General features: G+C 61.2%; 24 protein-coding genes. 12 read left to right on the top strand and 12 right to left on the bottom strand.

From position 1 onward, the window contains the following. Nucleotides 1–171: 171 nt before the first annotated feature. The 5 genes from SynA1528_RS01815 to SynA1528_RS01795 are packed head-to-tail and all read right to left on the bottom strand — an operon-like array spanning nucleotide 172 to nucleotide 5,260. Entirely contained in the window at nucleotides 172–1,452 is a 1,281-nt protein-coding gene (locus SynA1528_RS01815; RefSeq protein ID WP_186587436.1) for a SufS family cysteine desulfurase, read from the bottom strand. After that, on the bottom strand, nucleotides 1,449–2,627 hold the full coding sequence (gene sufD / locus SynA1528_RS01810; RefSeq protein WP_186587435.1) for a Fe-S cluster assembly protein SufD: 1,179 nt from the start codon (nucleotides 2,625–2,627) through the stop codon (nucleotides 1,449–1,451). Before sufD ends, SynA1528_RS01815 begins: the two co-directional genes overlap by 4 nt. A 2-nt stretch (nucleotides 2,628–2,629) precedes the next feature. Beyond that, a complete protein-coding gene (sufC, locus tag SynA1528_RS01805) occupies nucleotides 2,630–3,418 on the bottom strand; it encodes a Fe-S cluster assembly ATPase SufC (RefSeq protein ID WP_186587434.1) in 789 nt (262 codons plus the stop codon). 40 nt (nucleotides 3,419–3,458) lie between these two features. After that, nucleotides 3,459–4,898, bottom strand: coding sequence for a Fe-S cluster assembly protein SufB (sufB, locus tag SynA1528_RS01800; RefSeq protein WP_186587433.1), 1,440 nt, complete (start codon nucleotides 4,896–4,898; stop codon nucleotides 3,459–3,461). Nucleotides 4,899–4,903: 5 nt separating this feature from the next. Continuing rightward, on the bottom strand, nucleotides 4,904–5,260 hold the full coding sequence (locus SynA1528_RS01795) for a ferredoxin-thioredoxin reductase catalytic domain-containing protein (protein ID WP_186587432.1): 357 nt from the start codon (nucleotides 5,258–5,260) through the stop codon (nucleotides 4,904–4,906). 137 nt (nucleotides 5,261–5,397) lie between these two features. Here SynA1528_RS01795 and sufR point away from each other — a divergent pair, with 137 nt between their 5' ends. The 11 genes from sufR (at nucleotide 5,398) to aroC (ending at nucleotide 14,423) form a co-directional block, all read left to right on the top strand. Then, nucleotides 5,398–6,039: an iron-sulfur cluster biosynthesis transcriptional regulator SufR gene (gene sufR, locus SynA1528_RS01790; RefSeq protein ID WP_186587431.1), complete on the top strand. Its 642-nt coding sequence runs from the start codon at nucleotides 5,398–5,400 to the stop codon at nucleotides 6,037–6,039. Nucleotides 6,040–6,044: 5 nt separating this feature from the next. Further along, nucleotides 6,045–6,404: an NDH complex assembly factor CRR9 gene (locus tag SynA1528_RS01785; protein ID WP_186587430.1), complete on the top strand. Its 360-nt coding sequence runs from the start codon at nucleotides 6,045–6,047 to the stop codon at nucleotides 6,402–6,404. After that, complete coding sequence (locus tag SynA1528_RS01780; protein ID WP_186587429.1) at nucleotides 6,394–6,990, top strand: phycobiliprotein lyase; 597 nt, start codon at nucleotides 6,394–6,396, stop codon at nucleotides 6,988–6,990. The genes SynA1528_RS01785 and SynA1528_RS01780 overlap by 11 nt, the downstream gene beginning before the upstream one ends. A gap of 108 nt (nucleotides 6,991–7,098) precedes the next feature. Then, nucleotides 7,099–7,857 (top strand): phycobilisome rod-core linker polypeptide, encoded by a 759-nt coding sequence (locus tag SynA1528_RS01775; protein WP_286187855.1) that lies wholly within the window; start codon nucleotides 7,099–7,101, stop codon nucleotides 7,855–7,857. Between the two features lie 182 nt (nucleotides 7,858–8,039). Further along, nucleotides 8,040–9,128 (top strand): DUF4912 domain-containing protein, encoded by a 1,089-nt coding sequence (locus SynA1528_RS01770; protein ID WP_186587428.1) that lies wholly within the window; start codon nucleotides 8,040–8,042, stop codon nucleotides 9,126–9,128. Nucleotides 9,129–9,157: 29 nt separating this feature from the next. Further along, nucleotides 9,158–9,325 (top strand): DUF8677 family protein, encoded by a 168-nt coding sequence (locus SynA1528_RS01765; protein ID WP_502707736.1) that lies wholly within the window; start codon nucleotides 9,158–9,160, stop codon nucleotides 9,323–9,325. 50 nt (nucleotides 9,326–9,375) lie between these two features. Beyond that, nucleotides 9,376–10,776: a phospholipase D-like domain-containing protein gene (locus tag SynA1528_RS01760; protein WP_186587426.1), complete on the top strand. Its 1,401-nt coding sequence runs from the start codon at nucleotides 9,376–9,378 to the stop codon at nucleotides 10,774–10,776. Nucleotides 10,777–10,886: 110 nt separating this feature from the next. Continuing rightward, on the top strand, nucleotides 10,887–11,882 hold the full coding sequence (locus SynA1528_RS01755; protein WP_186587425.1) for a hypothetical protein: 996 nt from the start codon (nucleotides 10,887–10,889) through the stop codon (nucleotides 11,880–11,882). A gap of 5 nt (nucleotides 11,883–11,887) precedes the next feature. Further along, nucleotides 11,888–12,529, top strand: a complete 642-nt coding sequence (locus SynA1528_RS01750; protein ID WP_186587424.1) for a hypothetical protein — start codon at nucleotides 11,888–11,890, stop codon at nucleotides 12,527–12,529. Between the two features lie 44 nt (nucleotides 12,530–12,573). Then, nucleotides 12,574–13,308 (top strand): aspartyl/asparaginyl beta-hydroxylase domain-containing protein, encoded by a 735-nt coding sequence (locus tag SynA1528_RS01745; protein WP_186587423.1) that lies wholly within the window; start codon nucleotides 12,574–12,576, stop codon nucleotides 13,306–13,308. A 23-nt stretch (nucleotides 13,309–13,331) separates the two neighbouring features. Further along, nucleotides 13,332–14,423 carry a chorismate synthase gene (gene aroC / locus SynA1528_RS01740; RefSeq protein WP_186587422.1) on the top strand — a complete coding sequence of 364 codons (1,092 nt, stop codon included), beginning with the start codon at nucleotides 13,332–13,334 and terminating at the stop codon, nucleotides 14,421–14,423. A 3-nt stretch (nucleotides 14,424–14,426) separates the two neighbouring features. On the opposite strand, the gene SynA1528_RS01735 is transcribed toward aroC, so the two are convergent. The 5 genes from SynA1528_RS01735 to SynA1528_RS01715 all read right to left on the bottom strand — a co-directional run bounded on the left by SynA1528_RS01735 (nucleotide 14,427) and on the right by SynA1528_RS01715 (nucleotide 19,575). Beyond that, nucleotides 14,427–14,867 carry a hypothetical protein gene (locus tag SynA1528_RS01735; protein ID WP_186587421.1) on the bottom strand — a complete coding sequence of 147 codons (441 nt, stop codon included), beginning with the start codon at nucleotides 14,865–14,867 and terminating at the stop codon, nucleotides 14,427–14,429. A gap of 45 nt (nucleotides 14,868–14,912) precedes the next feature. Next, nucleotides 14,913–15,584 carry a bifunctional 4-hydroxy-2-oxoglutarate aldolase/2-dehydro-3-deoxy-phosphogluconate aldolase gene (locus tag SynA1528_RS01730; protein WP_286187854.1) on the bottom strand — a complete coding sequence of 224 codons (672 nt, stop codon included), beginning with the start codon at nucleotides 15,582–15,584 and terminating at the stop codon, nucleotides 14,913–14,915. After that, complete coding sequence (gene ftsH3 / locus SynA1528_RS01725) at nucleotides 15,568–17,415, bottom strand: ATP-dependent zinc metalloprotease FtsH3 (RefSeq protein ID WP_186587420.1); 1,848 nt, start codon at nucleotides 17,413–17,415, stop codon at nucleotides 15,568–15,570. The genes SynA1528_RS01730 and ftsH3 overlap by 17 nt, the downstream gene beginning before the upstream one ends. A 46-nt stretch (nucleotides 17,416–17,461) precedes the next feature. After that, a complete protein-coding gene (gene sat, locus SynA1528_RS01720; protein ID WP_186587419.1) occupies nucleotides 17,462–18,634 on the bottom strand; it encodes a sulfate adenylyltransferase in 1,173 nt (390 codons plus the stop codon). 110 nt (nucleotides 18,635–18,744) lie between these two features. Beyond that, nucleotides 18,745–19,575, bottom strand: coding sequence for a photosystem II manganese-stabilizing polypeptide (locus SynA1528_RS01715; RefSeq protein WP_186587418.1), 831 nt, complete (start codon nucleotides 19,573–19,575; stop codon nucleotides 18,745–18,747). A gap of 121 nt (nucleotides 19,576–19,696) precedes the next feature. Between SynA1528_RS01715 and SynA1528_RS01710 the strand changes: the two genes are divergently transcribed. Further along, nucleotides 19,697–20,002: a hypothetical protein gene (locus SynA1528_RS01710; protein WP_186587417.1), complete on the top strand. Its 306-nt coding sequence runs from the start codon at nucleotides 19,697–19,699 to the stop codon at nucleotides 20,000–20,002. Here SynA1528_RS01710 and coaBC read toward each other — a convergent pair. Both coaBC and isiD read right to left on the bottom strand, forming a co-directional pair. Beyond that, complete coding sequence (gene coaBC / locus SynA1528_RS01705) at nucleotides 19,959–21,266, bottom strand: bifunctional phosphopantothenoylcysteine decarboxylase/phosphopantothenate--cysteine ligase CoaBC (protein ID WP_186587416.1); 1,308 nt, start codon at nucleotides 21,264–21,266, stop codon at nucleotides 19,959–19,961. The genes SynA1528_RS01710 and coaBC overlap by 44 nt on opposite strands. Beyond that, entirely contained in the window at nucleotides 21,256–21,483 is a 228-nt protein-coding gene (gene isiD, locus SynA1528_RS01700) for a protein IsiD (RefSeq protein ID WP_186587415.1), read from the bottom strand. The genes coaBC and isiD overlap by 11 nt, the downstream gene beginning before the upstream one ends. Between the last annotated feature and the right edge of the window lie 4 nt (nucleotides 21,484–21,487).

The raw sequence follows: 21,487 nt of genomic DNA, 5'->3' as shown, positions 1-21,487 counted from the left end.
CCGTTTCGCGGCAATTTAACACTATTAGCAGGATCTTAAACGAGGCAGTCATCCCCGCAACGAATAAGAACCACCATCTCTCATTCAATACTCATAATTCAACGGTAAAAAAATTGACAATCAACATCAATCTTTGAGCTGCAATCCACTCCTTGCAGAAGGAAGCACCGTTCAGCTGTGCTCCCTCAGGAAGCCGATGGTGGACGCCAGCTCCTCACTGAACCGGTCGATCTCCTCGAAGGTGCTGATGAAACTCAGGCTGGCCCGGGCTGATGCCGTCACGCCGTAATGGCGGTGCAGGGGCTGACAGCAGTGGTGACCGCTGCGGATGCAGATCCCGGAGGCATCCATCAAGGCAGCGATGTCATTGGCATGCACGCCGTCCACAAGGAAGGTGGCCAGCGCGCCGCGCTCGGGCTGCTGATCCGGTGTGGGTCCCAGGACCCTCACACCATCAATGGCTTGCAGCCGGTCGAACAGATGGCAGGTGAGCTGTGCTTCCCAGGCCTGAATCGCCTCCAGCCCAATCGCCTGCAGGTATCGAATCGCGGCCCCCATGCCCACCGCTTCGCCAATGGCCGGGGTGCCAGCTTCGAATTTGTGAGGCAGCACGGCCCAGGTGCTGTGATCCAGGAAAACGTCCTGGATCATTTCCCCACCACCGAGGAAAGGAGGCATCTCCTCCAGCAGGGACTCCCGTGCCCAGAGGAAGCCCATGCCGGTGGGGCCGCAGAGCTTGTGGGAGGAACCGACAAGAAAATCAGCATCAAGACCGGCCACATCAATCGGCTTGTGGGCCAGGCTCTGGCAGGCATCCACCAGCACCAGGGCCCCGGAGGCATGGGCGGCGGGGATCACCTGATCGAGGGGGTTGCAGCAACCGAGGGCATTGCTGATGTGCACCAGGCTGACCAGGCGGGTGCGGTCGCCGAGCTTGCTGCGGAAATCATCCAGATCCAGCTCACCGGTCTCGGTGATCCCCACATGGCGCAGAACGCAGCCGGTGCGCTGGGCTAAGAGCTGCCAGGGCACCAGATTGCTGTGATGCTCCATCACGGTGAGGAGGATTTCGTCCCCCTCGCGCAAATTGGCATCACCCCAGCTGCGGGCCACGAGATTGATCGCCTCGCTGGCGTTGCGGGTGAACACGATTTCACGGGAGCTGGCTGCCCCGATGAAGTCCGCCGCCACGGAGCGGGCCGCCTCGAACGACTCGGTTGCCCGGGCACTCAGCTGATGGGCGCCGCGATGCACGTTGGCATTGTCTGCGGCGTAATAGTGCTGAAGGGCTTGCAAAACCTGGCGCGGCTTCTGGCTGGTGGCGGCGTGATCGAGGTAGATCAAGGGCCGACCATCGGGAGCGACCTGCTCAAGGATCGGGAAGTCGGCACGATATCGATCAGCTATCACACCGATATCATCACGATTTTTCACGGCTGAGGTTGTCGTCATCGGCTTAACCCCCTCATCACCCGCCCCAGGGGGTCCCAGGCTGCCGCTGAAGCCGGCAGATGCTCAATCACCTCCTGGCAGGCCCCCCGCAGCAACAGGGCCGCCGCTTCGGCAGCAGCAATCCCGCGACTCTGCAGATAGAAGAGCTCGTCCTCCTGCAACTGGCTCACCGTGGCGCCATGGGCGCAGCGCACATCGTCGGCCACGATCTCCAGCTCGGGTTTGGTGTCCAGCCGGGCCCGCTCGGACAGCAGCAGATTGCGGCTCAGCTGAGCCGCGTTGGTGCGCTGGGCCTCCCTGGGCACCTGAATGGCGCCGTTGAAGATGGCGTGGGAACGGTCGCCGGCCAGACATTTCTGCAGCTGATCCAGCTCCCCATCCGGTCCGTCGAAACGCACCGCCGTGTGGGTGGCCAGCTGCTGCTCCGCCTGACTCACCGCCAGACCTTTAAGCACCGTGCTCGCCTGCCCATCCACCTGCACCACCCTGGGCTCAACCCGCGCCAGATTCCACCCCTGCACCACCGACGTGAAGGCGTAATGACTGCGGGGCTCCTGCTCCACAGCCAGATGGGTCATCAACGAGGCCTCACCATCAGCCGTCGCGATCAATCCGTGACGAAGCTGAGCTTCCTGGCCCAGATGGACCTCCAGCACGTGGCTGTGGGCCGAAGGGCCATCGGAGTGAAGCACTTGCAGCAACTCAAGCGTCGCTTTTTCCTCCACCAGCAGCACAACCCGGGTTGCCGTCAGGCCGGCAGCGCCCGAAAGCACCAGCTCCAACGGGGGAACAGCACCACGCACCCGCAGAGCCAACACCTGCCGGGCTGAGGCGTGGTTGAGTTCCACTGGCCAGCTATCGGCACAGCCACAGCGGTCAAGGGTGTGTCCCAATGCCTGCTCCAGTTCCGCAGGGGAGAGGACGCTCACACCGTCTGGCAGATCAACACCGTTGAGGGGGTCGCTTTGGCCATCAAGCACAATCCGCGACACCCCCGCCGCAACAGAAGGAAGTTCAGGGGATGGCGCAGCAGAGCTCAATGGCAGCCCCGCCAACGCTTCCAATCGCTTGAGATCGGTGAGCCGCCAGGCCTCCTGACGACGGGTGGGCAAACCGAGTTTGTCCAACGCCGCTCGGCCGCGCTCCAGAACCGGTGAGAGCACCGTGCTTGTCATGGTCAAGCCACCCCCTGGGCGGCCAGTTCCTTGTCCACCCAGTCGTAACCCGTCTTTTCCAGCTCGAGGGCCAGATCGCGGCCGCCGGTGCGCAGGATGCGGCCCGCCGCCATCACGTGCACGTAATCGGGGGTGATCTCATCCAGCAGACGCTGGTAGTGGGTGATCAACAGCGTGGCGTTCTCAGGCGTGGCCAGCTGGTTCACACCGCCGGCAACAATGCGCAGGGCGTCGATGTCGAGGCCGGAATCGGTCTCATCGAGGATCGCCACCACAGGATCCAGCAGCGCCATCTGAAGAATCTCATTGCGCTTCTTCTCTCCGCCTGAGAAGCCTTCGTTCACACTCCGTTCCAGGAAGGCCGGGTCCATCTGGACCACCTGCAGCTTCTCCTGAACGTGATCCTCGAAGTCGAAGGTGTCGAGTTCCTCCAACCCCTGCTTACTGCGGCGGGCATTGGCCGCCACGCGCAGGAACTCAAGGTTGCTGACGCCAGGGATCTCAACGGGGTACTGAAAGCCGAGAAACACCCCGAGGCGGGCCCGCTCTTCCGGCTCCAGCTCAAACAGATCGGAGCCGCGGTAGCGCACGGTGCCAGCGGTAACGCGATAGGCAGGGTGACCCGCCAGCACCTTGGACAGGGTGCTTTTGCCGCTGCCGTTGCGACCCATCACCGCGTGGATCTCGCCGGCACGCACCTGCAGGTTCACCCCCTTGAGGATGGGCTGATCCTCCACAGAGGCGTGCAGATCGTTGATGTCGAGAAGCAGCTCGGCGTCGGGGCGGATCACTGGAGAGGAAGAAAGAACAAAAGAGGAATGGAGCCAGGGGTCAGCCCACGGATCCCTCGAGCTTGAGGGCCAGCAGTTTGTCCGCCTCAGCGGCGAACTCCATCGGCAACTGGTTGAACACATCACGGCAGAAGCCGCTGACCATCATCGACACCGCCTCCTCAAAGCCGATACCCCGGCTTTGGAGATAGAAGAGCTGGTCTTCGGAGATGCGGCAGGTGCTGGCCTCGTGTTCGATCGCGGCCTGGGGCTGCTGGGAACGGATGTAGGGATAGGTGTTGGCGGCGGCCTGATCGCCGATCAGCATCGAGTCGCACTGGCTGTAATTGCGAGCCCCTTTCGCAGCTGGTCCCATCTGAACCAAACCGCGGTAGCTGTTGCTGGAGCGACCAGCACTGATCCCTTTGCTCACGATCGTGGAGCGGGTTCGTGGACCAACGTGAACCATCTTGGTGCCAGTGTCGGCCTGCTGACAGTTATTGGTGAGGGCCACGGAATAGAACTCACCGACCGAATCGGCACCCTGCAGCACGCAACTGGGGTACTTCCAAGTAATGGCGGAACCTGTCTCCACCTGGGTCCAGCTGATGCGGCTGCGGGCACCACGGCACTGGCCCCGCTTGGTGACGAAGTTATAGATGCCACCGACACCGTTTTCATCACCGGCGTACCAGTTCTGGACGGTGGAGTACTTGATCGAGGCGTTGTCCAGCACCACCAGTTCCACCACCGCGGCATGCAGCTGATTGGTGTCGAACATCGGTGCCGTGCAGCCTTCCAGGTAACTCACCGAGGCTCCTTCTTCGGCCACGATCAAGGTGCGCTCGAACTGTCCGGTGTCGCCGGAATTGATCCGGAAATAGGTGGAGAGCTCCATCGGGCATTCGACCCCTTTGGGGATGAACACGAAGGAGCCATCACTGAACACGGCGGAATTGAGTGCAGCGAAGTAGTTGTCGTTGCTGGCCACCACGGATCCGAGGTAGCGCTCAATCAGATCCGGGTGCTCTTTGACCGCCTCACTGAACGAGCAGAACACCACCCCGTGTTCCGCCAGCTTCTCCTTGTAAGTCGTTGCGATGGAAACGCTGTCGAACACCGCGTCCACAGCCACGTTGCTCAATCGTTTCTGCTCGCTTAAGGGAATGCCGAGCTTGTCGAAGGTCTCCAGGAGCTTGGGATCCACCTCATCGAGGCTGGCCTTTTTGTCCTGCTGCTTCGGTGCTGCGTAATAAACGATGTCCTGATAATCAATCCGGGGATATCCCAAAGCAGCCCAGTCGGGCTCTTCCAGCGTGAGCCAATGGCGAAACGCTTTGAGACGGAACTCCAGCAGGAACGCGGGCTCTTCTTTTTTCGCCGAGATCAGCCGAACAACGTCCTCGCTAAGACCTTTGGCGATCTTGTCGGTCTCGATCTCGGTGACGAAGCCGTACTTGTACGGCTGGCTGACGAGGTCCCGTGTGGAGGTGCTGGTCATTCAGGTCAGCCGGCAGTGGCGTGGATCGTCTCGGTGCTGATCGTCTGGGTCTGATTCGGACAGGCGAAGGGGTTGTCCTCGGTGAGGAACAGCATGCAGTGACACTCCTTGCGCTCGCGCATCGGCACGCAAGGGCAGTTCCAGAACGCCTGGGACACCTCTGCCTCCTTGTCCTCGTAGTGGCGGCAGGGGCAGAGCGCACCGCCGAGCTCATCCTTGTGACGTGCCAGACCCTTGAGCACCACGGAGGTCACGCTGGCTTCGGCGCAAAAATAGGTGCCTGTGCGCTGGGCGTAGGTCTCAGCGAACTTGCGGATCACCTCTAGGCTTTCGGCGGTGGGCTCGGGAGCGGCGTCAGACATGGAGGAAAAGCGAAGTTACGAAACGACCTGGTTTCCTTATTCGAAGCCTAAGGCAACAGGTCGGGCCTTGGAGAAGCACCATTGTGAACGCCGGAGTCACCATTCCGGTGGCATCGTGGAAACAGGTTCTGCACACCATGAGCTCTCCAGTTCAGGCCAGCACCCGCGATGTTTTGCTGTCCCTGCTGCTGGAGCGCGGGGATGCTGATGCTGCAGACCTGGCCGAAACCCTGAACCTGTCGGTCCAGGCGGTACGGCGACAGTTGAGAAGCCTGGCTGAAGCTGGACTGGCCGAAGCGAGCCCCAGCGTGTCCGGTCCAGGCCGGCCAAGCAACCGCTGGCGCCTGACCGACCAAGGGCGGGATCATTTCCCCGATGGCAGCCAACGCTTCGCCCTGGGGCTGCTGAACTCCATGCGGGCCAGCCTGCCGGAAGAAACCGTACGAACCCTGTTGAACCAGCAGGCGGAGGACAAGGCCAACCGCTACCGGGATCGGATCGGCAACGGCCCGCTGCAGCAGCGACTCGAGCAGCTGGCCAGCCTGAGGCGAGATGAGGGCTACGTCACGCTCTGCAGCCCGGAAGACGATGGAGTGAGCTGGCGCCTGCAGGAAGTGCACTGCTCGGTGCAACGGATCGCCGAGGAATTTCCCGCTGTCTGTGACCAGGAACTGGTGCTGATCCGCAGAACGGTTCCCGACTGCCAGGTGGAACGGGTGCACTGGCGGCTCGAGGGAGGACACGCCTGCGGCTTCCGGATCACACCGCTGGAAGGCTGAAGCGCATGGATGCTGAGGCAATCGCCAGGATCGATGCCACCCTGCTCCCGCAGATGGACCGGCACCACTTGCGTTTGCTGGCCCACTGCCTGGACAGCTTCCAGGCCATGGACCACGACGCTGAAGGACGTCTCCCCGATGCCGCCAGCCGTCGCCGCTGGTGCGAACAGCAGCCCGTCGTTGCCGAGGATCCGGCCTTTCTGCGGTCCCTGATGCTTCAGCTCAATGGAGCCGCCGAACAACTCCAGGCCCTTGCCGAGAGCCTCAACAAAGCTCCGCTGCAGCTCAACCTCGACGACCTGATCACCGCGGCGGAAGCCCGCTGCCATCATCAACTTCAGAACAAGAGCGCCGATGCCCCTTGAGATCGCTGATGCCCTCAGCTTTTTCCGCCTGAGCTGCGGTCGCTGGACTTCACAGCGCAGCCAACACCACCTGTTGCATCGCCGGGCCGAAGCCGGTGCCTCCTTCATCGTGGTGGAAGAGCTGCACAAAGGGGACGCGCGGCTGGCCGAGATCGCTGAACGCAACAATGAGAGCGTTGAGCGGATCATTGGAGGCTGCTGGGTGCGCTGGAGTGGCTCCATGGCCTGGGATCGCGCCGGAGAATCCCATGAAGATCAGACGATGTTCGGCCTGATCCCGAGCGACGATTCAGGCCGGAGCGGACTGCTGCTGCGGGATCGCGGCTACGCCGAGAAGGCGCCGGTTGCCGGGGAGTTCCGCATGGACGAGGAGAACGGCCTGATCCTCACCACGGACTACGAAATGATGAGCTCCCTCGAACGGTTTTGGTTTGCCGGCCCCAACCTGCGGCTGCGCACCAGCACGGTTCAAGGGCTCTCCAACAACGCATCGTTCTGCATGGAAACGCGGATGCTGGACACCCCGGCTCCGAGCGCGTCCACCAGCTCCAAGCAGGCCCAGATCCTCGCCCCCTTCGGCTGGTAAGCAGAAGTACTCAGGGCGACTATTACGGGATGTAATTGCTGCTCAACCCCAGGGAGTGGGGGCTTGCGCCCACTTCTACGATCGCCGGCAGTGGATGCTGAAGCTCGCGTGGCCATTCCCCTTCTGGAGTACGCACCAATCACCCAGAACTCCCGGGTGGCGGCCCTGCGTGTTCAATCCGATGAAACGGCCCGCGCCAATTCCATGGAGATCGCCATGGATCGGGACAATCTCGACACCGTGATCGAGAGCGCCTACCGCCAGATCTTCTTTCACGCCTTCAAGTCCGATCGGGATGTGAACCTGGAGTCCCAGTTGAAGGATGGCCAGATCACGGTTCGCGACTTCGTGCGCGGCCTGGTGCTTTCCGACACGTTCAAGCGCAGCTTCTACGGCATGAACAGCAATTACAAGGTGGTGCGCCACCTTGTTGAGAAGCTGCTGGGTCGCAAAACCAACAAGTCTGAAGAGATTGCATGGTCCATCGTGATCGGCACCAAGGGCGTTGAGGGTCTTGTGGATGTGCTGCTCGACAGCCAGGAATACCTGGATGCCTTCGGCTACGACACCGTCCCCTCTCAGCGCAACCGCGTGCTGCCCGGCCGTGAGCTCGGTGATACCCCGTTCAACATCACCAGCCCTCGTTACGACGAGTACTACCGGGGAATCCTTGGCTTCCCTCAGATCATGTTCACGGGCGGGCCTGCCAAGCAGCTGCCAGCCCGGGCCAAGATCAAACGCGGTGGATCCCCCAGCGACTACATGGCCTGGCTCAAGGACGTCCCCATGCCCAACCCACGCGGCAATTCCTCCAGCACCGACATCGACTACATGTCACGCGTGCCCTACCGCAGCATCGGTCGCTGATCCAACCTCTCCAAACACAAAAAAAGCGGGGCTTAAGCCCCGCTTTTTTTGTGTGCCTGACAGTGATCCCCGCTCTGCGGAAGCCGTTCAGGGTCAGGATCCACTGACCCTGGGTTCGTTAACGGTTCGGAAAGGTTTTTTTCATCGCACAATGATCCCAAACGAATCCTGGAGTTTTGGACGTGTCTCAGACCCTGACCTCATTGGCACGTCTGACCCTGCGTCAATTGCGCCAGATCGCCAGCGATCTCGGTGTTCCGCTCTACAGCCGCAAGAGCAAGGAGGCTCTGGTTGATGAGGTGGCGCAGCGTCAGGAGAAGCGCGGTGGCGATCTGAAAGCCATCGAAGCCGAACTAACACCCCCCGCTGTTTCGACCACAGAAACCCGTGTGGTCTTCCTTCCCCGCGATCCCCAGTGGGCCTACGTGTTCTGGGAGATCTCCGACAACGACCGCAAGCGTGCTCAGAAGGAAGGCGCCAGCCGCCTCTGCCTGCGACTTGCCGATGTGACCGGCATGCAGGACGGCAACGCCCATCCCCACACGCTTCAGGAAGTCCCTGTTGATAGCCACAGCACCGAGTGGTACCTGCCTGTTCCCCTTTGCGATCGCGACTACCGCGTTGAACTGGGCTACCGCATCGGCACCACCTGGATGTCCCTGGCCTTCTCGTCCGTGGCCCGCGTCCCGGCTTTGCACCCCAGCGAGCAGATCCTCGATCAATTCGTTCCCTTCAGCCTGGACAACGCCTCCCCCGCTCCGGTGGTTGAGCCCGCACCCGTCGCCCCCCCGGCCGAATCCAGCGACAGCGGTCTGCATGAGCGTCTTTACCAGAGCGCAACCGTTCACTTCCGCCGCCGTCGCGTCGGCTCCGAGGAATTCCAGGAAGCGATTGATTCCTCGTCTGACTCCGACCGCTTCGGTCTGAACGACTCCGGCATCGGCCTCTGGGCCAGTGGCCGCAATGAGTCCGGCCTTGGTGGCGTGGCACCTCGCCAACGCTCCTTCTGGCTTGTGGCTGATGCTGAGCTTATCGTTTACGGCGCCACCGATCCTTCTGCCCGCCTCACCATCGGCGGCGAAGAGGTGCCCCTGTCCACCGATGGCACCTTCCGCATCCAGGTTCCCTTCCGCGATGGCGAACAGGTGTATGCCATCGAGGCCACCGCAGCGGATGGGGAGCAGAAGCGCAACATCACCCTGAACTTCGAGCGTCAGACCCCCGAAGACAACAGCAACCCCGCCAGCGAAGCCCGCGCCGAGTGGTTCTGAACTCTTCCGAATCCAAGTCCCCAACCGCATTGCGTTGGTTCGTCGCCATCACCCCTCTCGCAGGGGCGATGGCTTTTCCTTTGGTGGTGCCGCTCATGATGGCCAGGGTTGGCATTGGCGCTGGGGTTGCAGCAGCCCTTGTCCTGAGTGGCCTCTGGTTTGTGGCCATGCTCAAAACCTCCGAGATGCCCCACTGATAGGGCTTCGCCGAAGAGGGGAACACTGAGAGGAAGCGACTTCAGCCTTGATGCGAGTCCGCACGGCGCTACTGGTGATTCCGTTGTTGTTGTGCTGCAGCTGCAGCCGACCTGGACAGATCGTCGGGGCTGTTGAAGCTGATCTCCCCTTACCCCCCGGGTTTGCTCTTGGCTTCAACCACCGAGAGAGTGGTCGCTACCCATCCCCTCTCACGGGTGAATGGCGCAACGGTGATGACCTGGAGCAACTGATTGTCGAGGCCATCCAGGCTGCCGACAGCAGCCTGCTGGTGGCCGTTCAAGAGCTGTCGCTGCCAAGCCCCGCCAAGCAACTGATCGCCGCTCACCGGCGTGGGGTGCAGGTGAAACTCGTGTTGGAGAACAGCTACAGCACCCCCTGGAGCGAACAGCAACCCAGCCACCTGCCCAAACACCAACGGCATCGCTGGCACCAACTCCAGCAACTGGCCGATGCCGATGGCGATCGGATCACGACTCCGCAGGAGGCCCGCGACGGTGATGCCGTCAGGTTGCTCGTCGAGGCCGGTGTGCCATTGATGGATGACACCGAAGACGGCAGCAGCGGCAGTGGACTGATGCACCACAAATTCGTCGTGGTCGATGACCGCAGCGTGATCACCGGCAGCGCCAACTTCACCAGTTCCGGCCTGCATGGTGATGCGGGCAGGGCCAGCACCCGGGGCAACGTCAACCATTTATTGCGAATCGACAGCACCGCCTTGGCGGCTGTGTTCCGAGGCGAGTTCGAACGGATGTGGGGTGATGGACCCGGCGGCGCCAAGGACAGCCGCTTTGGGCTGGGCAAGGGCGGCCATGAAGCGGAGAGGATCACCGTCGGCGATGTGGAGGTGGAGGTGCTGTTCAGTCCTCACCCAAAGCGCAACGCCTCCCACGGGTTGAACTGGTTGGCAGCAAAGCTGGCGGCAGCCCAGCGACAGATCGACATGGCCCTGTTCGTGTTTTCAGCTCAGCAGCTGGCGAATGTGCTGGAGGAGCGCGCCAACAAAGGGGGCAAGATTCGGCTGGTGGCCGACCCAGGCTTCGCCAGCCGAACGTTCTCAGAAGTGCTCGATCTGTTGGGGGTGGCCCTGCCGGATCGGCACTGCAAACTCGAGGCCAACAACAAACCCTTCCAACAGCCCATCCGCGGCGTGGGCACCCCTCGCCTCGCTCGAGGCGACAAATTGCACCACAAGTTCGCCGTGATCGACAACAAAACGGTGATCACAGGGAGCTTCAATTGGAGCCCCTCTGCTGCCCACACCAACGACGAGACCCTGCTGGTGATTCACTCACCCCAACTCGCCCAACACTTCACCCGTGAGATGGACCGCCTCTGGGACACCGCAGAGCTGGGGATCACACCGCACCTCCAACGCAAACTCGACCGTCAGCGGATCAAGTGCGGCGATGGGGTGGAGAGGGACTGAGAGCTTAAATGGCCATCCCTCCTTCTATGCCAGGGTTGAAAGTTGTGTATCGGTCTATAAGCCGATGAGCAACTACCACGGTTCTCCAAAGTGACCACCTCCACACAATGATGCGCTACTCCAACTTGTCCTGGCATGTGGAAAAGGCTCGCCTAGCAGAAGCTGAGAGCGACTTAATTAGTATGACTGAAGCCGCCAACAAAATGGAGCGTTGCTGCTACTACAAACAGGCATGGAAAACCTTTCAAGCAATAGCCGCGCTGGAAAAGTCTAAGCATGGCCGACTTTGGCGAGGACCCTGCGATCGCGTTAGAACCCTCGTTGTTGAGGAAAGAAAGCGGGATCTTGGTGATGAACTACGACTGGTACATCTCGTAGCCCAAGCAGCCGCAGATGTCTGTGAGCTCATTGTTCAAACCGAAGAGCGCTTAATTCCTCTATTCAACCGCAGTTTCCCTTATGTCCGTTTCATCAGCGCCAATGACGCATTACCTCAGGATAACGAAACGGCTTGGACTACCTATGAACAACTTGCATTATTCTATGCACATAACGAAGAGCTCATCCTCAACAGCTTCCTACCGCTGAGTCCTCCACCTACATCTGCGATAAACCCGCGAGGGCTTGGCATCTCATGGTACTCAAAAGCGATCCACAAATGTCTACCTTCCTTAGAAAACTGGGCAGAGCTCATTCGTGATGTGCGAGGTCGCGTGCAGTCCTTGCAGTATCAGGAAGGGCGGGCTGGGCTTAAAGAACTTGTTCAAAAGAGTGGCCGACCAGTTAAAGCAGCTCGTCGGATAGATCAGTTCAAAGACCTCGATGGATTTGCCTCTCAAGTCGCATCCGTCCAACGCGTCTTAACGATCAGCAACACGACAGCCCACATGGCAGGCGCCCTTGGTATTCCTTGTGTGGTGGTATTGGACAGCAAAAGTGTCACCACTTGGCCTGACCATGTCGATAAATCCCCTTTTTACCCCAACACTGTGCTGGTAAGACGTAGAAATATGGATTGGACATCAACCTTGCGGGAAGCACTTGAACTACTTTTTCATATTGAGCCTGCGAGAGGCTCATCAATGACGCCATCCTCAGAACAATGAGGCGAATGAACCATATTCTTTCAAGATCGCAGGAACAACACGCCAACAACGCAGACACAGCGGCATTTCTTCGAAAATCCCTAAGACTTCTTCATTTCAACAAAATCAATGGCGATTACGTCGAGTTTGGATGCCAAAGGTTCATTACATTTCAGATGGCTTGGAGGGCTGTGCGAAGTCAGCCAACCGACAGGAGACTCTGGGCATACAGCACTTTTGATCGCATCCCCGAACCTCAAACAGAACGAGATCTGCATCCGCGTTGGCTCCCCAATACTCCTCTGATGTCTGAAAAGACTTTCAAGAATCGGTGCTGGCGTGCTGGCATTGATGCCCAGCAGGTGGAAGTAATCAAGCTCGTTCCAACTTTTTCAACGAATCCGCCTCCACTTCCACATCAGTTGGCATTTTTGCTTATCACTTTCCACTCCTTCACCGAAGTCAGAGCAGCACTGCTCTTCGTATCAACTCACCTCACAAGCGGAGTAATTCTCGCTTTCGAGCATTATCACTGTGGCACACGTTTCGATTATTCAGGAGCCCGTAACGCTTTCTTGGAGTTCAAGACATTACGTTGTGATCTTGCATTTGAGCCCTACCGCCCCTTTGGTCTCGCAGGATTGTCTTTCGTCGTTGGAGACGCCTAACAGCTCACGCACGTGCGATGCTTTCGCCCGATTGAACGAGGGCTGTGCGGAAGAAACTGCTGCGCTGGGCCCCCTGGAACTATCGCTTCTGGCGTGAGATCGCCCGCTGGTGCTACGAGCGATCGCTCCACAACCCGCCTGTGGTGCCAGCTCTGGATCACTTCCCGGCCAGCGCCGAACTGCACAGCAACTTTGAGGCCATCCGCCAGGAAACCCTGGAGGTGGCGCTCTCCGGTCGCCTGCCGGCCAACCACGAGATCATGGAGCAGCAGCGCACGCTCTACGAATTCGATCGCAAGGTGTGGGGGATGTTGCCGCTGCGGGGCTATGGCTACGACTACCCCGCTAATCAGGCCTTGATCCCGAGCCTGCTGAGCTTTCTCAACCGCCATCGCGATGTGGTCTCCGCCGCTGTGAGCCTGTTCCCGCCAGGGAAAGTGCTGCGGCCCCACAAAGGGCCTTTTAAGGGGGTTTGGCGGTTCCACCTCCCTCTGTATGTGGCCGATCTGGGGGATGGACGCAGCTCCTGCGAACTGCAGATCGATGGCGAGACTTACTACCTGAAGGAAGGCGATGGCTTCCTCTGGGACGACACCTTCATGCATTCCGCCGTCAACCGATCGGACCAGCCGAGGGTGGTGCTGCTGTTTGACGTGTTCCGGCGTGACCAACCCGTCTGGTTGGTGGGGATGAGCTGGATCTTTCTCGGAATCGCCCAGCTTTGGCAGCGTCTGCAGAACATGCGACAACGAGCGCTGCTGCGATCGGCGGCTTCGTAGCCTCCAGGTAGAGCGGAGACTCCATGGGCAGCAGCTTCGGCGATCTGTTTCGGATCAGCACCTTCGGTGAGTCCCACGGCGGTGGCGTGGGGGTGATCGTGGAGGGTTGCCCTCCGCGTCTGGACTTGAATGTTGAGGCGATCCAGGCGGAGCTGGACCGGCGACGGCCGGGCCAGAGCCACATCACCACACCACGCAAGGAAGCGGATCAGGTGGAGGTGCTGAGCGGTCTCCTCGATGGTCAGACCACCCTGGGAACACCGATCGCCATGCTGGTGCGCAACAAAGACCAGCGCCCGGGCGACTACAAGGACATGGCCGTGGCCTTTCGGCCCTCCCATGCCGATGCCACGTACCAGGTGAAATACGGCATCCAGGCGCGCAGCGGTGGCGGGCGAGCCTCAGCCCGGGAAACCATCGGGCGTGTGGCGGCTGGTGCGATTGCCAAGCAGCTGCTGGCCAAAGCCGCAGGCACGGAAGTGCTGGCCTGGGTCAAGCGCATCCACACCATCGAAGCTTCCGTGGATCCCCAGGCGGTGACGCTGGAGGCGATCGAGAGCAACATCGTCCGCTGCCCGGACGCCTCCACAGCCGCTCAGATGGTGGAGCGGATCGAGGCGATCGGGCGGGACGGCGACTCCTGTGGCGGGGTGATCGAGTGCGTCGTGCGCAACCCCGCCCCAGGTTTAGGCATGCCTGTCTTCGACAAGCTGGAGGCCGATCTGGCCAAGGCGGTGATGTCCCTCCCCGCCACCAAGGGCTTCGAGATCGGTTCCGGCTTCGATGGCACCTTGCTCAAGGGCAGCGAGCACAACGATGCCTTTGTTCCCACCGCGGATGGACGGCTGCAGACAGCCACCAACAACTCCGGGGGCATCCAGGGCGGCATCAGCAACGGCGAACCGATTGTGATCCGGGTGGCCTTCAAGCCCACCGCCACGATCCGCAAGGAACAGCAGACCGTGGATTCCGACGGCAAGGCCACCACCCTGGCCGGCAAGGGACGACACGATCCCTGTGTGTTGCCCAGGGCTGTGCCGATGGTGGAGGCCATGGTGGCGCTGGTGCTGGCGGATCACCTGCTGCGGCAGCAGGGACAGTGCAGCCTCTGGTGAAGCTCAGCCGGCGGTGACCGCCGCTTTGCCATTGCTGCTGACGGCGGTCGACGCTTCTGCACCCGCAGCGGAACTGCGGGTGCGCGTCCGGCGGGCCGCCGACTTCTTGGTGGCCACCACTTTTTTCTTCACGGTCCGTCGGGGACGGGCTGTGGTGGAACGGCTGCGATGGCTGAGGACCAGGGCCCACTCCTCATCGCTGAGGGTGGAGGGCTTGCTGCCGTGGGCGTAGGCCAGCTTGGCCGCCTTCTCGATGTCCTTGATCAGATTGGTCCAGGAGGTGGCGAAGCGTTTGTCCGACTGGGACTTGGCGCCGCTTTCCACCAGGGTCTCCACCACGCCGGCGGCCGAGACCTTCTTGCGACGACGGTTGAAGATCTCTTTCTGGAGCTGAGCGATCAGGGCATCCGCCTTGTCGCTGAGCTTGATCGTGAGCTGCGACATAACGCAGTGGAATGGCTATCTCATCTGTAGCATCCTGGACGGATGTCAACTAGGCGTCGTCTGCAGCCAGCGCAACAAGGCGGGATCTGGCCCCTGAACGTCGATGACACGTCGACCCAACGCCACGGCGGCATGCCCTGCTTCTAACCAGGCATCCAGGTCGGCCACCGCCAGACCCCCCGCGGCAATCACTTTCGGCAGCGGGCCTAGCGGGGCCCGCAGACGCTGGAGGTAGTCGACACCCACGGTGGCGGCAGGAAACAGCTTGACCAGACCGCAGTCCATGGCCGATGCCTGCTGAATTTCGGAGGGGCTGAACACCCCCGGCACCAGCAGAATCCCCCGTTGCCGTGCCCGCTCAATCAACGCCGGATCAAAACAGGGCGACATGGCAAAGGGAAGTCCGCAGGCTTCCAGATCCGCAAGGGCCTCGGCATTGAGAACCGAGGCAGCTCCCAACTGCAGGGCGGGACACTTCTGACGCACGCGCTGAACAAAGCCACGCCATTGGCCGTCAGGCCCCCAGCCGATCTCCACGTGGCGAAGACCGACTGTCTCCAGACAGCACAAATGGTCCAGGAGTGACCCCGGACCATCAGCACCATTGAGATCGGCCGGATCAGGCCGAACCACGACCAGGATCGGCTGAGCCGACAACGAGGCGATCAACGCCTCCTGCCGCTGCAACCAGATCGGTCGTTCAAATGTATTCGGCAACGCGGACGTCGCGGGTGATCAGAAGCTCCTGCAATTCTTCTGCGTCGACGGTCTCCTGCTCCACCAACATGTCGGCCAGCTCGTCCAGAACGGCCCGGTTGTCCACCAGCACCTTGGTGGCGCGCTTGTAGGCCACGTCAACGAGGTCGGACACCTCCTTGTCGATGGTGGCCGCGGTGTTCTCGGAGAAGTCGCGCTCGGCAGCAATGTCGCGGCCGAGGAACATGCCTCCCTGGGCTCGGCCAAGGGCCACCGGGCCAAGGGTGTCGCTCATGCCGAAGCGAGTGATCATCTGGCGCGCCGTGGATGCCACCTGCTGCAGGTCGTTGGAGGCACCCGTGGTGACTTCATCTTCGCCGTAGACAATCTCTTCGGCGACACGACCGCCAAGAGCCACGGCCATCTGGTTCTGCAGGTAAGCCCGGGAATAAAGGCCCGACTCCATTCGCTCTTCACTGGGGGTGAAGAAGGTCAGACCACCGGCATTGCCTCGGGGGATGATCGAGATCTTCTGAACAGGGTCGTAGTCAGGCATCAACGCACCCACCAGGGCGTGACCAGCCTCGTGATAGGCGACCAAGCGCTTCCGGCGTTCACTCATCACCCGATCCTTCTTCTCAGGACCAGCCATGACGCGCTCAATGGCGTCGCTGATCTCGTCGTTACTGACCTCGGTCAGTTCACGACGGGCGGCCAGGATTGCTGCCTCGTTGAGCAAGTTGGCGAGGTCTGCACCGGTGTAACCGGGGGTACGACGGGCCACCTTGTCCAGATCGACGTCCTTGGACAACGTCTTGCCGCGGGCGTGAACGTTGAGGATCTGGAGACGACCGGAGTAATCGGGACGGTCGACGGTCACCTGGCGATCAAAACGACCGGGACGCATGAGCGCAGCATCCAGGACATCCGGGCGGTTGGTGGCCGCCACGATGATGATGCCGGTATTGCCTTCAAAACCATCCATCTCCGTCAGGAGCTGGTTGAGGGTCTGTTCCCGCTCATCGTTACCGCCACCGAGGCCAGCCCCCCGCTGACGACCAACCGCATCGATCTCATCGATGAAGACGATGCAAGGTGCATTTTTCTTGGCTTGCTCGAACAGATCGCGGACGCGGCTGGCACCGACTCCGACGAACATCTCAACGAATTCAGAGCCGGAGATCGAGAAAAACGGAACGCCAGCTTCACCGGCGACGGCTTTGGCAAGCAGGGTCTTACCGGTGCCGGGAGGACCCACCAAAAGCACACCCTTGGGAATCTTGGCGCCAACTGCCGTGAAGCGATCCGGGTTTTTGAGGAAGTCAACGACCTCCGTCAGCTCGAGCTTGGCCCCTTCAATGCCAGCGACATCGGTGAAGGTGACTTGGGTGGAGGGCTCCATCTGAACCCTGGCCTTGCTCTTGCCGAACTGCATCGCCGGATTGCCACCGCCACCGCCCTGGGCCCGGCGGAAGAGGAAGAACAGACCACCGAGCAACAACAGCGGGAAGATCAGGCTTCCAGCTGCCTGCTGCCAGGCCGGAGCCTGACGAGTGGGCTGAACGGCAATGTCCACATCGTGCTGTGTCAGCAGACCGAGGAGTTCCTTATCGGGAGCCAGGTTGACCTGGGCGCGACGACCATCGTTTTCAACCACCTGCGCAGTCCCCCGGTCGGGGGAGATCAGCACACGGCTGATCTGGTTGTCCTCAACCGCTTCAACGAAGTCGCTGTAGCGCATGGTCCGTGCTTCCTGCTGGGTGTTGCCACCACCGAGGAAAGCCGGAGCGATCACCACGATCGCCAGGACTAGCAGGGCCGTCAGGCCGATGTTGCGCCAACGCTTGTTCAAGGCTCTCGTCGCTCAGATGAAGGAATGTTAAACGGGTCCTCAGGGATCAGGCGGCTCGAAGCACTTCAACGACGCTCTTGAAGGCGAACCACTCGGGAATTTCCTCGCCACCGCGCAGCATCTTGCGGAACTGCGTGCCGCTGAGTTTCTTCACATACAGGCCACGGGCTTCGGCATGTTCGGCGGTGACGTAGCCCTCTTCCTCGGTGTAAACGAGGTTCAGGGAGGGCACGGTTTCCATCGTCAGCTCGGGTGCGCACTCCTTGGCGAAGTTCTGGGCGTCGTAGGGGCCGTAGAAGTCGTCCCCGCTCAGGGAGGACTTACAACCCGCCATGTCGCGGCCGATGATGAAATGCGTGCAGCCGTAGTTGCGGCGGATGATCATGTGCTGCAGGGCTTCACGGGGACCCGCCATGTGCATGGCGTAGGGCAGGTAGGCCCAGCGAATCCGGTCGTTGTTCACCTCAGCGGCCAGGCGCTCGTAGGTCTGGAAGCGGACGGCACCAGGAATGTCGTCCTGCTGTGTGGGGCCACAGGTGGGGTGCACCAGCACCACGGCGTTCTCGCTGACGTTCTGGGCGTGAAGGGCGCGGGTGAACAGCTCGTAATGGGCACGGTGAATCGGGTTGCGGCACTGGAAAGCAACCACGTCCTGTCCATCGGGGAGACCGGCGCGCACCTGGGCCGGCGTCTTGCAGGGGAACACGCGCTGGGGCAGTTCAAGGCCCTTGAGGCTGCCTCCCAGGTAGAAGCGCTTGCGCTCCATGGTGATCATCCGCACTGCAGGGTGCTCAATGGAGGTGGTGCCGTAGCAGCCCTGGGCTTCCGCCACCTTGTTGGGTTCCCACTTGGCCTCCACCTGCAGAACGGCGAGGTCCTGCCCCTTGTAGGTCAGCAGCACCGTGTCACCGACCACCACGTCATCGCGGTCGGTGTCCATCACGATCGGCAGGCCGAACAGCTGGCCGGCCGCCAGGCGATGGCCGCTCACGACAGCGTCATAATCCTCCTGATGCATGAAGCCCCGCAGGGGGGAGAAACCACCCACAACCAGCAGTTCCACATCGCAGGCATTGCGGTCTGAGCATTCCAGCGACTTGGAGGCCGTGGCCTTGACCGCCTCCCGCTCGGCCTGGGGCACCATCAGATCCACCAGGGACCCGCCGTAGGGAGCAATCACACCGGATCGCTGGGCAGAAGCAGGTGCGCTGGCGGTCATGGCAAGGCCTGAAGTCCGGGCGATTCTCCCAGATCATCGCGATTTGTCACCAGGCATCAAAAAAGGGGGCCTAAGCCCCCTCAAGACGATCACTTGATCAATCGCCGAGATCAGGCCTCTTCAAGCCGGCCATAGAGATCACCGGTGATTTTGATGTCCACCACTTCACGTCCACCCATGTCGGAGTCGGAGGGCTGGATGGCGCTGAACACACCGGCGAATTCACCGGTTTCAGGATCCACCTTGGTGATCGAGAGGCTCATCGTGCCGACGCCATCGATGTAGCGCTTGTTGTTGTCTTTTTCCAGCTGCTCGTCATCGCCGCCGAGAGCCACCAGACCCTGGGCGTACTGCACGCCCGTGGTGAGGGCCCGTCCCTTGGGGTCGATGAAGTTGCTGGTGCGGTAACTGGGGGTGCGGTAGGTGCCTTCGAAGTCGGTGCTGGTGGTCAGCGCTGCACCGTCAGCAGTGGCCTTGAGGGACTTGCTGGAGAAGGTGAAGGGGAACTCCTCGCCACCGGGCACCAGAACGGTGATGGGCTGGAAGTCGATGCCACCTTTCTCTTGGAATTCGAGGCCGGCCTCGGTCACCTTCAGATCGCCGAAGACCTCATCGAGACTGGAGGTGTAACGGGTCAGGATCTTGCCCTCAACGAACTCGGCCTGCTGGCGCACGTTCTTGGGCTCCTCCTTGGCGTACACCTGGACGGGGTGCATGCAGATCTCACGCAGCTCGTAGCTGCCGCCCTCACTCAGCGCGATCGAACCACGGGCGGAGTCGCCGATCGTGGGGCAATCGTTGGCTTTACCGGTGTTGTGAATGTCGTCGTAGGTCACGTTGGACCCGCCACGCTGAACAGCTTCACTGTCGCCACTGCAGGCAGTAGTGAAAAAAGCGAGACAGAGCGCCAGCACGACGGCCAGCAGAGGACGGATGCGCATGGGAGAAGCCGGAGGGCTGAACGCTGTACAGACGGAGATCACCGTCAGTCTCGGATCCTACAAGGGTTAAACCGGCTTCATGGCTAGCCTTTCGCAGCTCTCAACATCTTTCAGGAGCCCTTTGAACAGCCAAGAGCAACAACCACTGCACGATCGGCTGGCACCACTGCTGCAGGAATTGCGTGCCCTGGCGGATCAGGAACAGAACAACCCCGACAACCTCCTCCTTTTATTGCGGGAACTCGAAGCTGTGCATCGCGACGTACAGGACGGTCCTTTCCGCCAGAGCCTTCCGGAAAACCGTCAGAAACTGTTTTCCCTGCTGCAGATGATGGAGAAAAGCGGCGGATGGCCCTACATCCCCAGACTTCAATTGCGCACCTTCATCGATCTGCTGGGACAGGACTCGCTGGGGATGGCTGCCTGAGCGCCAGGAGAGCATCCAGCAGCTGATGGGCCAGCTGCAGCTTTCCAGTCACCGGCAATTCCTTGGACCATCCGTTCCCGAGGAGCCAGCCGCCGTTCCGGGCCTGGCCGAATCCCTGCCCGGGACGATCAATGGGATTGACGAACAGCAGATCACAACCCTTGCGGAGGCGCTTCTCTTCTCCGCGACGCAGAAGTTCAGCGTCTTCACCGGTCAAGGCAGCAAATCCAAGAATCAACTGCATCGCCGGACGTCGCGCAGCCAACCCCTGCAACAGATCGGGCACCAGCTCCCAGCCATCGGAAAGCCTGAGCGCCAGATCCGCCTTGGCGGCTTTGCCTGCTGTGGAGACGTCGCCTGTGGCAACACGACGCAGATCAGCGACGGCCGCCGCCATGGCGATCGCATCGACGTCAGCCTGCTTCTGCTGCAACACCATCTGCATCTCCGCAGCGCTCTGGACCGGATGACAGTGGAGGGACTCCAACCAGGGCTCCGGCACCTGCAGGGGGCCGTGCACCAACGCGACCTCAGCTCCCCTCAAACGAGCAGCCTGGGCCAGCAACACTCCCATCGCCCCACTGCTGCGATTCGTGATCAGACGGGCCTGATCAATGGGCTCAACGGTCGGCCCCGCCGTCACCAGAAGTCGTCGTCCGCTCCAGTCGAGCTTTGCAACGGGACCGGCATCACCACGGCTGAACAGGCTGGTGGCCGCCAGCTCGATCAGCAACGGATCCGCCATGCGCCCATCGCCGCGGCGATCGCAGGCCAGAAGGCCTGGCTGAGGCAACAGGGGAACCACGCCCGGAAAGGTCTGCACCAGCTCCCAGTTGCGTTGAACGGCGGGGTGGTTCCACATCGCCGTGTTCATGGCGATAGCGGCCAGGACAGGGCACTCACAAGCCAGGAGCACGCTGGCGAGCAGACCATCCGCAGACCCCTGGCTCCAGCGGCTGAGGCTGGTGGCACTCAGGGGGGCCAGCAGGATGAGTTCAGCCCAATCCGCCAGATCGATGTGCAGCGGCCGACTGCAGGACGAGTCCCATTCGTCGTCCTCCCCATAACAGCGATGACGACTCAGGGTCGCCAAGGCAAGCGGGCTCACCAACTTCGCTGCACTGGGGGTGACCAGGCAGCGGACTTCAGCCCCTGCCTTCACCAGGGCACTGACCAGAAGCGGCGTCTTCACCGCAGCGATGCTGCCGCTGACAGCAACCAGAAGCCGCCGGCCCTTGAGAGGAGTGGAGACCTTAGTCCTCATCGAACGGTTCCTGATCCACCAGGTGCACGAAGGGGGCCGTCAGTTCCGGACGATGGATGGCCAGGGCACGGAGCAGGTGCCAGTCCGACAGTCCTTCAAACGGTGTGGGGTAGTCGTCTTCATCCAACCGTCTCGCCAGAACAGCGATGGACTCTTCATCGAACTGGGCCAGGCGTTCGGGAGTGATCGGGGTGGCGGATCCTGGAGCGGTGGTCATCGCT

Source organism: Synechococcus sp. A15-28, assembly GCF_014280175.1.
GTDB lineage: Bacteria > Cyanobacteriota > Cyanobacteriia > PCC-6307 > Cyanobiaceae > Parasynechococcus.
This window is presented reverse-complemented; position numbering and strand designations above follow the sequence as displayed.